The sequence below is a fragment of the Azospirillum brasilense genome (genome assembly GCF_007827815.1).
GTDB classification, from domain to species: domain Bacteria; phylum Pseudomonadota; class Alphaproteobacteria; order Azospirillales; family Azospirillaceae; genus Azospirillum; species Azospirillum brasilense_C.
The window spans coordinates 114,637-127,695 of the sequence record NZ_VITH01000004.1 but is presented as its reverse complement, the minus strand read 5'-3'; the positions used below and the strand labels follow the sequence as shown (position 1 = coordinate 127,695).

10 protein-coding genes and 1 tRNA gene are annotated in these 13,059 nt (G+C 69.1%); 5 read left to right on the top strand and 6 right to left on the bottom strand.

Translation table 11 applies throughout. The annotated features are described in order from the left end of the window. Positions 1-21 precede the first annotated feature (21 nt). A complete protein-coding gene (locus FBZ83_RS31400; RefSeq protein WP_186466028.1) occupies positions 22-189 on the bottom strand; it encodes a hypothetical protein in 168 nt (55 codons plus the stop codon). A 187-nt stretch (positions 190-376) separates the two neighbouring features. Here FBZ83_RS31400 and FBZ83_RS09575 point away from each other — a divergent pair. The 4 genes from FBZ83_RS09575 to FBZ83_RS09560 all read left to right on the top strand — a co-directional run bounded on the left by FBZ83_RS09575 (position 377) and on the right by FBZ83_RS09560 (position 2,431). Further along, positions 377-459, top strand: a tRNA-Leu gene (locus tag FBZ83_RS09575). A 175-nt stretch (positions 460-634) separates the two neighbouring features. Then, entirely contained in the window at positions 635-1,252 is a 618-nt protein-coding gene (locus FBZ83_RS09570) for a hypothetical protein (protein ID WP_145682251.1), read from the top strand. Between the two features lie 273 nt (positions 1,253-1,525). Continuing rightward, positions 1,526-2,002 carry a bacterioferritin gene (gene bfr, locus FBZ83_RS09565; RefSeq protein ID WP_145682250.1) on the top strand — a complete coding sequence of 159 codons (477 nt, stop codon included), beginning with the start codon at positions 1,526-1,528 and terminating at the stop codon, positions 2,000-2,002. A gap of 159 nt (positions 2,003-2,161) precedes the next feature. Next, on the top strand, positions 2,162-2,431 hold the full coding sequence (locus FBZ83_RS09560; protein ID WP_145682249.1) for a hypothetical protein: 270 nt from the start codon (positions 2,162-2,164) through the stop codon (positions 2,429-2,431). Positions 2,432-2,530: 99 nt separating this feature from the next. On the opposite strand, the gene FBZ83_RS09555 is transcribed toward FBZ83_RS09560, so the two are convergent. The 3 genes from FBZ83_RS09555 to hisS form a co-directional block, all read right to left on the bottom strand. Next, positions 2,531-5,557: a transglycosylase domain-containing protein gene (locus FBZ83_RS09555; protein WP_145682248.1), complete on the bottom strand. Its 3,027-nt coding sequence runs from the start codon at positions 5,555-5,557 to the stop codon at positions 2,531-2,533. 218 nt (positions 5,558-5,775) lie between these two features. Then, positions 5,776-7,701, bottom strand: a complete 1,926-nt coding sequence (locus tag FBZ83_RS09550) for a tetratricopeptide repeat protein (RefSeq protein ID WP_145682247.1) — start codon at positions 7,699-7,701, stop codon at positions 5,776-5,778. A gap of 57 nt (positions 7,702-7,758) precedes the next feature. After that, positions 7,759-9,108 (bottom strand): histidine--tRNA ligase, encoded by a 1,350-nt coding sequence (gene hisS / locus FBZ83_RS09545; protein ID WP_145682246.1) that lies wholly within the window; start codon positions 9,106-9,108, stop codon positions 7,759-7,761. 159 nt (positions 9,109-9,267) lie between these two features. On the opposite strand from hisS, the gene pyrC reads away from it, so the two are divergent. Further along, the gene (gene pyrC, locus FBZ83_RS09540; protein ID WP_145682245.1) at positions 9,268-10,323 is read left to right on the top strand and encodes a dihydroorotase; all 1,056 of its coding nucleotides are present in this window, start codon (positions 9,268-9,270) and stop codon (positions 10,321-10,323) included. A gap of 16 nt (positions 10,324-10,339) precedes the next feature. Here pyrC and FBZ83_RS09535 read toward each other — a convergent pair whose 3' ends face one another. Together FBZ83_RS09535 and xseA are read right to left on the bottom strand one after the other, a co-directional pair. Beyond that, on the bottom strand, positions 10,340-11,218 hold the full coding sequence (locus FBZ83_RS09535; RefSeq protein ID WP_145682244.1) for an ion transporter: 879 nt from the start codon (positions 11,216-11,218) through the stop codon (positions 10,340-10,342). Positions 11,219-11,373: 155 nt separating this feature from the next. Then, complete coding sequence (gene xseA / locus FBZ83_RS09530; protein ID WP_145682243.1) at positions 11,374-12,990, bottom strand: exodeoxyribonuclease VII large subunit; 1,617 nt, start codon at positions 12,988-12,990, stop codon at positions 11,374-11,376. Positions 12,991-13,059: the final 69 nt, after the last annotated feature.

Genomic DNA, 13,059 nt, shown 5'->3' with positions numbered 1-13,059 from the left:
CCCCGTCCGGATGCGGGCCGCTCAGAACGGCCCGAAGCTGTCGTAAGCCCAGACCAGCGCCACGATGGCGGCGATCCAGACCGCCGCGTAGGGCAGCCAAGTTGTGCGGTTGCGGCGCAACGCTGCCGGCACGATCAGCACGGCGACCATCAGCACACTCACGACACCCAGCCAGTTGATCGATTCCAAGCTCACCTCCCTTGAACGCCAGGGTTGCGGGGATTTTTGCGTGTCCGGCGCTTTAAACGCGCTCAATCCTTGACCAAACGCCCGCGGATTGTCTAAGTCAATCCAGCGGAACGGCGGGCTGCATACAATGATATGCAACTCCGGCGGGCGGGTGCAACCCGTCTTCCAAGCCGAGCCGCGACGGTGCGCGGGCGTGGCGGAATTGGTAGACGCAAAGGACTTAAAATCCTTCGCTTCGGCATGCGGGTTCGAGTCCCGCCGCCCGCACCATACCTCCGGTGACGAAAACCCCATGGCGGCACATGTGCCGACGGCGGCGTTGATGCAAGAGCCGTGAGGCAAACCGTCTCGGATTGAATTCCCCGTTCGCCCCGTCGCGTCTGGTTCCTATACTCGCATCGGTGGTGTTGAGCGGGGCCGGTGCCCCCTGACATGGAAGGGGGCGATGGTGCGTTGGGGCTTGCTTCGTGGTGTGACGGTGTCCGGTTTGATGACGCTTGCGGCGTCGTGCCAGACGACGGGCTACAACAGCGGTGAGCGGGTGGAGATCGATTGTGAGCGTTCGCCGATCCAATCCGGTTGGGGCGACGTCTTCACGCCGCCTTGGGGCAAATGTCACCGCACCACCGCAAGCAAAGTGGAACTGATGATAACCTCGCACAGCCGGTACTTCGAAATTCCGGGTGGCTATGGTTATGCGGCTTATCAGAGCGCCGATAAGAACACGTATATTTTCCAGCAGAGCGTGCGAGACATCGCGCGTCTCTACAAAAACAGGACAAGAGGTTCGTTGGGTTGGGAAGAGCCAAGGACGGAGTCCTTTGCCGGGCTGGATTACCAAGTGCAGCGTTTTACGCTGCGCCGGCAGTCCTGCGCGGTGTATCTGCTCAACGGCGCCCCGATGCCGATGTATCCCGGCTACCGGGACAGAGCGTTCGGGTATGTCTGTGCCAATCGCTTGGAGCGGGAGGTGCTGGAGCGGCTGCTGACCTCCTTCAGCTACGATATTTCCCGTGCGGAGAACGCTCCCGTCATCCTTCTGCCTGTGAAGAAAACCGGATGAGCGCCGCTTCGACTTGCAGGCACGGGGACGCCACGCTTGTCTGCAAAGAAGATCATTAAGGATTGGTCGCATCAGTCTCTGTCATATGGCGCGTCACGGTCGTTCATGACAGTCGGTTCTGAGATTCACTCTCAGTGTCATCGCTGGATTTAGCAAAAGCTGATGCGATTGTTCTGACTGTTGCTTTCCAATCGGTTGCCAAGACTCCGCAAATGGGGCATGGTCATTCCAGAAGCGTTGCGATTCAACCAACAAACCGCATGGAGGCAGGACGTGAAGGGCGATCCGCAGGTCATCACCCATTTGAACAAGATCCTGACCAATGAGCTGACGGCGATCAACCAGTACTTCCTGCATGCCCGCATGCTGAAGAACTGGGGTCTGAAGCGCATTGCGCACAAGATCTACGAAGAATCCATCGACGAGATGAAGCACGCCGACAAGATGATCGAGCGCATCCTGTTCCTGGAAGGTCTTCCCAACCTTCAGGACCTGGGCAAGTTGATGATCGGTGAGGACGTGCCGGAAATGCTCGGCAACGATCTGAAAGTGGAGCACAAGGCCCGCACCGACCTGATCGACGCCATCACTCTGTGCGAGCAGGCCCGCGACTACGAGACGCGCGCGCAGCTCACCGAACTGCTGGACGACACCGAGGAGCACATCGACTGGATCGAAACGCAGCTCGACCTGATCCAGCGCGTCGGCATCGTCGCCTACCAGCAGGAGCAGATCTACGGCGAGGGCTGATCCGCTCGAAGCCAGCCGGAGTCCGATTGGGGGGAGGCGTGGCCGGGGGCTGCGCCTCCCCCTTTTTCGTGGGGCGGCGGGGTGGTTTCGGCAACGCCTTGTTAACCATGGTCTCGTAGCGTGCCGGTTTCCGCTTCAGTTTGCACGGGAACCGCCATCATGCTCCCCATCACGTCCTTGCAGGTTGACGACCTGACGCCGGAGGAGACCGCCGCCGTCGCGCACGCCTATCTGGCGGCGCTGGATGAGAGCGACCTGGACCAGGGCGATCACGAGAGCGCCTTCGACCGGGCGCTGGAGACGCTGCGCGGTTACCGTCCCGGCCTGCCGCAGAACATCGCCGCGGCGGAGCTGGAGTTGCTGCTGGCCTCCCTGCCGGCCGCCGTGCCCCCGGGCGTGTCCCCGGCGCAGGAGCCCGCCCTGGCGTAAGGCGCGCCCGGCCGCCCTTCCCCGGTTCATGAAAAAGGCCCGCTCCGGTTTCCCGGGGCGGGCCTTTTCAATTCCGGGTGTGGGCCATAGGCCCACCGGTCACAGCCCGGTCTGCGGCTTGCCGGTGTCGGCCGTCTTGGTCACGCCGGGGTCGATGAGGGGCTGCAGCGCCGGGGCGATGCTCTTCAGCAATTGGGCGGGCAGGGCGCTGGTGAAGCGGTAGTTGTCGGCCTCCGGCCCGTGGACGAAGGCGGTCATGGTCCCGAAGAAGCGGTCGCCGATGTAGAAGGCGAAGGTCGCCGTCCGGTTCACCGCCCGCGATTCGATCAGGTGCCCGCCGGGGCCGTAGCGGTCCAGCCGGTGGTCGCCCGTACCGGTCTTGCCGCCGATCGGGATGACCGCCCCTGAGGAGTCCTTGAAGGAGCCCCAGACGCGCTTGGCCGTGCCGTTCTGCGCCACGTCCATCAGCGCCTTGCGCAGGGTGGCCGCGACCTCCGCCTTCATCACGCGCTGGCCGCGCAGCTCGCCCAGCCCGACGACGGCCTCGTAGGGCGTGCCGGCGGCGAAGTGCAGCTTGCGCACGCGCACGGTCGGCTGGCGGACCCCGTCGTTCTGGATGATGCCGACCAGTTCGGCCAGCGCCGCTGGGCGGTCGGCGGAGCTGCCGATGGCGGTGGCGAAGGACGGGACGAGCGTCTCGAAGGGGTAGCCCAGCTTGCGCCACTGCTCGGTGATGCGCTGGAAGGCTTCCTCCTCCAGCCCGATGCGGATGCGGGTGTTCTGGGCCGACTGGCCCTTCTTGAACAGCCAGCGGTAGCTTTCCTGGCGCTCCTGCACGCTGGCCTCCAGCACCTCCTGCCGCTTGGCGTCGGGGCGCTTCTGCAGGTAGGAGACCAGCCACAGCTCCAGCGGATGGATGCGCGCCAGATAGCCGAGGTCGTTGAGCGGAAACTTGTCCGGCCCGTATTTGCCGTAGAGCGACGCGATGTCGCCGTCGTCCAGCTTGGCGTCGGGCAGGCGGGCGCGCAGGAAGGCGCCGAACTCCTTCACCCCGGCCTGCGGGCGGACGGTGCGGAAGATCACCGACAGGCGGTGCGGCATGGGCCGCGACCGGGCGGCCAGCATGTTCAGCATCGCGTCCGGCGTGTGCTTCCGGTAGCTGTTGTAGAAGCGGTTCAGGAAGTCGCTGCCTTCCTTGTCGGCGAAGCGGGCGAGATAGGCCTGGCGGGCGGGGTGGTCGGGGTTGTGCAGGATGTCGGTGCTGTCGTCGCCGCCCTCGGACAGATAGAACTGCACGACGTCGCGCATCATGCGGATGAAGGGCAGGTTGACCGAATTGCGCAGCGACTCGGTCACGCTCAGGATGCTGCCGTTGTCCCGCGGGTTGAAGTTCACGAAGCTGTGCAACCCGCCGCCGGTAAAGAAGGCCTCGCCGGGGTTCGCCGAATAGCGGCGCTCCATGGCGGCGTCGAGCATGGCGCTTAGACCGCGGTTGGCGGAGGTTGCCAGCCAGTTCGCCGCCCAGCGTGTCAGGTTGTCGGACGCCTCCTCCTCCACGTCGGCGAGGAAGTCCTTGGGCAGGTGGGCGTAGCGGGTGTGCAGTTCCGCCACGATCTCCAGATAGGTCGCCAGCGTGCGCAGCTTCGCCGTGGAGCCGAGGTCGAGCTTGGCGCCCTCGTTGATGTCCAGCGGCTGGTCGAGGTTGTCGGCCTGGACGCGCAGGTAGTTGGCGTCCGGCCCGCGCTCGTACAGCGTGACCGAGTAGATGATCTTCGACAGGTCGCTGCCCTTGGTGTCGAGCAGACGTTCGCCGGTCAGCCCCATCTGCGCGGCGAAGGCCGGGTCGCCGAGCTTCGCCAGCACCTCCACCACGCGCTGCTGCGCCGGGGCGTCGAGCGTCGATTCGGCGGTCAGGTCGATGCGGTCGAGCTGGTAGAGGCTGGACACGCCGAGCATGGAGAGAAGCCGGGCGCGGATGGCGTTGGGGGCCTTCTGCTCCACGAAATTGGCGGTCTGGGCCTGCGGCGGGTCCTCGCGGAACTTCAGCGTCAGGCCGAGCGCCGCGTCGCGCAGCGCGGTGTCGATCACGCCCGCGCCGTGCAGCACGCGCAGATGGCTGTCGGCCAGCCGCTCCAGCGCCGGACGGTCCTGAATCAGGTAATGGGAGGGGCGGCGCTGGGCGAGCAGAAGGCTCAGCACCTGCTTGTAGGCCAGCGCCTTCAACTGCAGGGCGCGGGCGTCGGCGGGCTCTTCCGACAGCACCTTCTCGGCCATGGCGAGGTCGGTGCCGAACCAGGCCCACAGCCCGTCGCCCAGCCCGTTCACCTCGCCGAAGCCGGGGCGTCCGGTCAGCGGGGTGGAGTTCAGATAGTCGATCAGGATGCGGCGGCGGTGGGCGCCGGTGTCCTCGCCGTCCAGATAGGAGCGGGTGCTGGCCGAGATCATCTGGCGCAGCTTTTCCGTTGCACCGCTGGTCTGGCCGTCGGGGGAGTGGCGGTACTTCTCGATCTGGGTCGCCAGGGTCGAGCCGCCGGGGGAACGCTGGCCCGGCTTGACCCACTGCACCGGCAGCATGGCCACGGCGCCGGCGAAGCGGTCCCACTCCACGGCGGGGTTGCGGCGCGGCTCGTCGGTGTTCAGCAGCTCGCGGTTCTCGATGAACAGCAGCGTGGCGGCGACCAGCGGCGGCACGTCCTCGAACTTGGCGAAGACCCGCTCCGGGTAGCGGGCGGAGAACAGCGCGGTGCCGTTGCGGTCCAGCAGGGTCAGGCCGGCGCGCGTCTTCTCGTGGTAGATCGGGAAGCCGCCGGCGGCCATGAACTGGTCGAGCGTCGGCGACAGATGCGCCTGCATCTCCACCGCGTACATGTCCGAGGTCAGCGAGCGCAGGTAGCCGGGCAGCCCGACATAGCCCATCCGCTCGTTGTAGGGGCCCTGGGTGGGGTGGCGCGCGGCGGGGTTCGGCCCCTCGCCCAGCGTGTAGGTCATGTCCTTGGCGTAGCCGGCGAGCAGGCGCGCCTGCAATCGCGACGTGCGCATCTCCTCCTGCGCCAGGAGGGCGCCGCCGCCCAGCGTCGCCGCCAGCGTCACACCCCAGATCGCGCGTCGCACCCACAACCGTGTCATGTCCGGCTCCAGCCATGACCGCGGGGCAAGACCCGCGAATTGGTTAAAATGCTCGGTAAAATGGCCGAGCGATAGGACCGGAATGTAGAGGTGCCTTGGTTAACAACCGGTGTAATCCCTGGCCCTTCGGGTGTGCGAGTCCGCCCCGAAATCGGCGTAACTCAAATTCGTAGCGGACCGTTGCGGCGGCGCCACGAATGCGCCCATCGGTTGTGTGGTTAAGAAACGTGACCGCGCGCTTCCACGAAATCCGTTAACGCCGCGCGCAGGCGGGCGACGACGCCCGACCAGTCGCCCGAGCGGTCCTGGCCGAACACGCGCATGGTCGGGTACCAGGGATTCGCCTCCCGGTTGCCCAGCCAGCGCCAGCAGGCGTCGGCGCGCGACAGCGTCCAGGTCGGCCGTCCCAAGCCGCCCGCGAGATGGCAGACGGAGGTGTCCACCGTGATGACGAGGTCCAGCGTCTCGGCCAGCGCCGCCGTGTCGGCGAAGTCGCGGACGCCGGCCATGGGGTCATCGATGTCCATGCCCGCCGGAGCCTCGGCCAGCTGCGACGCGCCCGGCCCCATCTGGAGGCTGACGAAGCGCACCCCCGGCACATCGGCCAGGGGGGCCAGGGCGGCCAGAGGCAGGCTGCGCCGCCGGTCGATCGGGCTCGCCACCCCGCGCACCGTGCGCGGCGACCCCGCCCAGACCAGCCCGACCCGCGCCCTCCCGTCCGCCGGCACCCGCGCGCGCCACGCCGCGACGTCGGCGGGATCGGCGTGCAGATAGGGCACCGCGGCCGGGATGCTGTCCAGATCGGTCGCGAAGGCGCGGGGCAGGCTCATCATCGGGATGTGCCGGTCGAAGGCCGGAAGCTCGTCGCCCCAGGCGATGGCGGCGGTCACGCCGTCCACCTGTGCCATCAGCCGCACCAGGGCGGGGGAGCAGCCGACGATCACCCGAGCGCCCCGCGCGGCCAGCAGCGGCGCGTAGCGGACGAACTGCAGCGTGTCGCCCAGCCCCTGCTCGGCGTAGAGCAGGATGGTGCGGCCCGCCACATCCTCCGCCCCGGTCCATTGCGGCTGGGCGAAGCCGCGGTGGACCGGGTCGAGTTGCCGGGTCTCCCAGCGCCACTCGAACTCCTCCCACCCCTCGCGGAACTGGCCGGAGGCGAGCAGGGCGACGGCGAGCGCGAGATGGGCCTCGGCGTCGGTGGGGGCGAGGCGGATGGCCTCCCGCCCGGCGGCGACGGCCTCGTCGCGGCGGCCCTCGTGCAGCAGGAGGGACAGGCGGTTGCGGTGGAAGGCCGCCCGCTGCGGGGCGAGGCGCGTCGCCCGCGCGCCCTGGCGCAACGCCTCCGCGACGCGGACGGTCTGCTCCAGCAGCGGCACCATGTTGCCGTAGGCGTCGGCGTTGCCGGGGTCCAGAACCACCGCCCGGCGCCCGGCCCGCTCGGCGTCGTCGAAGCGGCCCAGCGTGACCAGCAGATGGACGAGGTTGGCCTGCGCCTCGGCCAGCGTGGGGTCGAGCCGCAGCGCCTCGTCCAGCGCCGCCACGGCGCCCTCCGGGTCGCCCGTCTGGGCCAGCGCGGCGCCGAGCATGCGGTGCGCCTCGGCGCGCTGCGGAGCGAGGATGCGCGCCTTGCGGAAGGCATCGGTGGCGCCCGCCCAGTCGGCGGCGGCGTAGAGCCGCAGGCCGGCCCGCTCGAAGGCCTCGGCCAGCGGTTCGCTGTCGGTGGCGGCGCTGGCCGTCAGGGCGCGGTTCAGGGCGCGGTGGGCGGCAGGGCCATCGCCGGCCTCGGTCAGGGCGCCGCCCAGGGCGAACCAGTCAGCGGCGCCGTCGGGCTTCAAGGCGAGAACGGTGCGGAAGGCGGCGGCGGCCTGCGCCGCCCCGTCCGGCGTGCCCAGCGCCATCAGGGCCTTGCCGAGATTGCCGTGGACATCGGCGGCGAGCGGCAGCCGGGCCGCCGCCTTGCGGATCATCGCCACACCGTCCGCCACGCGGCCGGTCTGGGCCGCCAGCAGCCCGCCGAAATGCAGGGCGTGGGGGTTGTCCGGGTCCGCCGCCAGGATGCGGCCGTAGAGCTGCCGCGCCTCCTCCAGCCGCCCGGACAGATGATGGTCGAGCGCGAGGTTCAGGGCTTCGGCGACGGTGGCCATGGGCGGGGCTCACTGCGGTGGACGATCCCTCTCCCCAAGGGGGGAGAGGGGACAGCGTTAGGCTCCCAGCAGGTCCTTCGCCTTGGCGGCGAGGTCGGCCAGCGGGACTTCGACCTGCTCGCCCTTCACCAGATGCTTCAGCGTCGCCGTGCCGCGCGCCTTCTCGTCGGAGCCCATCAGGACGACCAGCGGAATGCCCGCCTTGTCGGCGTATTTCATCTGCTTGGCGAGCTTGCCGCCGTCGAGCTGGATTTCCGTGTTGATGCCCGCCGCCCGCAACGCCGTCGCGAGGCCGTAATAGTCGGCGGACAGGGCCGGGTCCATCTGCGTCACCAGGACCTGGGCGGTGGCGCCGCCGTCCTTGATGATGCCGGCCTCCATCAGCTGGTAGAACAGCCGCGTCGCGCCGATCGAGATGCCCACCCCCGGCAGCTTCGACTTGGTGTAGTGGCTGGCGAGGTTGTCGTAGCGCCCGCCGGAGCACACGCTGCCGATGCCCGGATGGTCGTTCAGGAAGGTCTCGTAGACCGTGCCGGTGTAGTAGTCGAGGCCGCGCGCGATGGCGAGGTTGATGCGCACGATGCCGTCCGGCACCTGGAACGCCTTCAGCCCCTCGATGACCGTGGTCAGCTCCGAAACACCCTGGCGGAAGGTCTCGTTCTCGATGCCCAGCGCGCCCAGGGCGGCGAGCGTGTCCTCGTTGCTGCCCTTGGCGTCAATCAGCGACAGGATCTTCTCCGCCGCGTCGGCGGTCATGCCGAGGCCGGTCAGGCTGGCCTGCACCTTGTCGCGGCCGATCTTGTCCAGCTTGTCGATCTCGCGCAGGACCAGGACGCGCTTCTCCGCGTCGTCCACGCCCAGCCCGTCGAGCAGGCCGAGCAGGACCTTGCGGTTGTTCACGTTGATGGTGAAGCCGCCGAAGTCCAGTTCGCTGAAGACATGGTAGATGACCGCCGGGATCTCCGCGTCGTAATGGGCGGACAGGCTGTCCTTGCCGATCACGTCGATGTCGCACTGGTAGAATTCGCGGAAGCGCCCGCGCTGCGCCCGTTCCCCGCGGTAGACGCGCTGGATCTGGTAGCGGCGGAAGGGGAAGGCGAGGTCGCGCTCATGCTCCGCCACGTAGCGGGCGAGCGGCACCGTCAGGTCGAAGCGCAGCGCGATGTCCGGCTTGTTCCCCTGCTGGAGGGCGCCGGTGGACTGCACGAAATAGACCTGCTTCTCGGTCTCGCCACCGGACTTGGTCAGCAGGGTGTCCACCGTCTCGAACACCGGGGTTTCCACCGGCACGAAGCCGAACCGCTCGTAGCCGCGGCGGATGGTGTCGAGAAGACGCTGGAAGGCGACCTGCTGGCGCGGCAGCAGTTCCATCGTTCCGGGCGGGGTGCGGGGGGTAATGAGGCTCATCGGCGCGGGTCCGGCTTCGAATGTCCCTAGGGATTCGGCTAGGGTTCTAGCGGCTTTCGCCGCTTCCGTCACCATTGCCGTGGCCCGTTACCGTTGAGCGGGGAACCGTAAGGGGCTAGAACTCCGGCAAACCTCCCCATTCCGCGCCCCGGAGCCGCCATGCCCACCGACCGTCTCGTCCTCCGCCGTCCCGACGACTGGCATGTGCACCTGCGCGACGGCGCCATGCTCAAGGCGGTGCTGCCCTTCACCGCCCACCAGTTCGGCCGCGCCATCATCATGCCGAACCTGAAGCCGCCGGTGACCCGCACGGCCGACGCCGTGGCCTACCGCGAGCGCATCCTGGCGGCCCTGCCGGCGGGCCAGTCCTTCACGCCGCTGATGACTGCCTATCTGACCGACGGCACCGACGCCGACGATCTGGCTCAGGGCTTCGAGGACGGCGTGTTCGCCGCCGCCAAGCTCTACCCGGCCAACGCCACCACCAACAGCGCCCACGGCGTGACCGACCTCGGCAAGATCGCGCCGGTGCTGGAGCGCATGGCGGAGATCGGCATGCCGCTGCTGATCCACGGCGAGGTGACCGACTCCCATGTCGACATCTTCGACCGCGAGGCGGTGTTCCTGGAGCGCACCCTCGGCCCGCTGCTGGAGCGCTACGCGGCGCTGCGCGTGGTGCTGGAGCACGCGACCACCGCGGAGGCCGTGGCCTTCGTGCGCGCGCACGCCGCTTCCGGCCGGGTCGGGGCGACGATCACGGCGCACCACCTGCTGATCAACCGCAGCCACCTGTTCGCCGGCGGCATCCGCCCGCACCTCTACTGCCTGCCCATCGCCAAGCGCGAGACGCACCGCGTGGCGCTGGTCGAGGCGGCGACCTCGGGCGAGGGGCCGTTCTTCCTGGGCACCGACACCGCCCCGCACACGGTGACCGCGAAGGAGAGCGCCTGCGGCTGCGCCGGCTGCTTCACCGCCGCCAACGCCATGGAGCTCTACGCCGAGGCCTTCGACGAGGCGGGGGCGCTGGACAAGCTGGAGGCCTTCGCCAGCCTGAACGGCCCGCGCTTCTACGGCCTGCCGGTCAACGAGGACAAGGTGGTGCTGGAGCGCACGCCGTCCACGACGCCGGACATCGTGCTGACTGCGGACGGCGAGGCCGTGCTGCCCTTCCGCAGCGGCGAGACGACCCGCTGGAGCTTCGTCGGGGCCGCCTGAGGCCGGTCGCCCGGTATCAGTCGCCGGCACCGGAGAGGGCCGGGCGCGAAACCCGGTCCTCCGCCGTCCGGCGCTGCCCGTCCAGCGCCAAGCGCAGGGCGGCGACCTCTTCGCGCAGGCTCCGCAGTTCCTCGGCCACGGGGTGGGTTCCGTCGGGGATGGCGGCGTCGCCGCTCTCCGGGCTCCCCTGGTCCTGCAGGGCCTGCAGCGCGTTCACGATCACTGCGACGCACAGGTTCAGCATCGTGAAGGTCGCCGCCATGATGAAGGGCACGAAGAAGGCCCAGGCGTAGGGGTGGACCTCCATCACCGGCCGCACGATGCCCATCGACCAGCTTTCCAGCGTCATGATCTGGAACAGCGAGTAGAGCGACGCGCCCAGCGTGCCGAACCAGTCCGGGAAATCCGCGCCGAACAGCTTGGTCGCCATCACACCGGCCACGTAGAACAGCAGTGCCTGCAGCAGGATGATCATCGCCAGTCCGGGCAGCGATGTCACCAGGGCATGGACGATCATCCGCAGCCGCGGCATGACGGTGACGAGGCGGAAGACGCGCAGCACGCGCAGGGTGCGCAGGACCATGATTTCCGGGCCGACCGGGGCCAGCGTGATCACGACCACCGCGAAGTCGAACAGGTTCCAGCCGTCGCGAAAGAAGGAGCGCCCCTGGTGGCCGATGCGCAGGGCCAGTTCCACGGTGAAGGCGATCAGGATCAGGCTGTCGAGCGTGCCGAGCAATGGCCCGATGGCGTCCGACACCGTGGAGGACGTGTCCAGCCCCAGCACGACGGCGTTCAGCAGGATCAATCCGAAGACGGTCCTCTGTCCCCGCTCGCTGTCGATCCAGTCTCCGGCCCGCGCCAACGGGCCGATCGAGGCGGCGCGCTGCTCCATATCCTTCCCCTCCGGTATCGCCGGGCATCGGTCCGGCGGCGCACCACTATAAGTGATGCGGGGAGGGGGCTCGCGGTGGAATTGCCCAAGTCGTCCGGCAGTCCGCTCCAGTCCGGTGCTCCGGAATGGAGCAAATCCACCGTGGGGCCGATGGATTAGAACAGGCTTCCCTGTGTCGGCGGGCGCTGCGGCTTCTTCGGCTCCGCTTTTGGTCTGGCAGTCCTCGGCTTCGGCTCCGGAACCGCGGTGGGAGGTGGACCATCGACCCGCGGCCCGCCGTCCACCGTCGCGGCGGCTTTGCCGTCGGCGAAGACCAGCGACACCGCCAAACCCGGCGTGGCCTGGGCGGCGCTGGTCAGCGGCTTGCCGTCGCCGGACTGCACCAGGGCGAAGCCGCGCTCCAGGACGCCCTTGTAGGAGTAGCTTTCCAGAAGCTGCCCCACCGCCGTCAGCCTCGCCGCACGCTCCTCCACCGCCTTGCCGTAGCTGCGGTCGAGCCGCGGCGTCAGGTCGGACAGCCGCCGCCGGCCGTCGCCGAATTTCACGCGGATCGGGCCGAGCGTCAGCCGCCCGCTCACCCGCTCATACTGGCCGCGCGCGGCGACGACGGCGTGGCGCAGCGCGCCGTCGAGCGCGCGGGATTCCGACGCCAGCCGCTGCCCGGCCTCGGCCAGCTTCTCGCGCGGGTGGCGCAGCGCCGCACCCAGCTCGTTCAGGCGGGTGCGGCGGCGGTCGAGGAGCGAGGCGGCGGCCAGGGCCAGCCGCTCCGCCCGGTCGTCCAGCCGCTGGGCGTGGCTTTCCAGCAGCGCGCGCGGGTCGCCGAGGCCGCGGGCCAGCCCCTCCACCCGCGTCCGCCGCTCGGCCAGCAGGCGGGTGGCGGCGCCGACCATGCGCCGCTCGTCGTCCAGCACCTGGGCCAGCAGCTCCGCCCGCACCGGAACGGCCATCTCCGCCGCCGCGGTGGGGGTGGGGGCGCGGCGGTCGGAGGCGAAGTCGATCAGGGTGGTGTCGGTCTCGTGCCCGACCGCCGAGATCAGCGGGATGCGGCTGGCCGCCGCCGCGCGGACGACGTTCTCCTCGTTGAAGGCCATCAGGTCCTCCAGCGAGCCGCCGCCGCGCGCCACGATCAGCAGGTCCGGGCGCGGCACCGGGCCGCCGGGGGCGATGCGGTTAAAGCCCTCGATCGCCGCGGTGACCTCCGCCGCCGCCCGCTCGCCCTGGACGGCGACCGGCCAGAGCAGGACCCGGCGCGGGAAACGGTCGTGCAGCCGGTGCAGGATGTCGCGGATGACCGCCCCGGTGGGGGAGGTGACGACGCCGATCACGTCGGGCAGGAAGGGGATGGGCTTCTTGCGCCCGGCATCGAACAGCCCCTCCGCCGCGAGGCGCTTCTTGCGCTCCTCCAGCATCTTCAGCAGGGCGCCCTCGCCGGCCAGCTCCATCGACTCGATGATGAGCTGGTATTGCGAGCGTCCGGGGTAGGTCGTCATGCGCCCGGTGACGATGACCTCCAGCCCCTCCGCCGGCTGGATGGCCAGCTTCGACGCGGTGCCGCGCCAGCACACCGCCTCGATCACCGCCGTGTCGTCCTTCAGGCGGAGGTAGCAGTGGCCGGAGCTGTGGCGCTTGGGCTGGGAGATCTCGCCGCGCACGCGCACGAAGCCGAACTCCTCCTCGATGCTGCGCTTCAGGCGCCGGGCGAGGTCGCCCACCGAGAATTCCGGAAGGTTCGAGCCGGGGCGCGGTTCGGGGGCGATCAGCGGAGAGGTCATATCAAGGTCTTGAGTCATGGCGGCACCATGATACAAGGCGCGGTGTCGGCAACAAGCGTGGAAGGACGA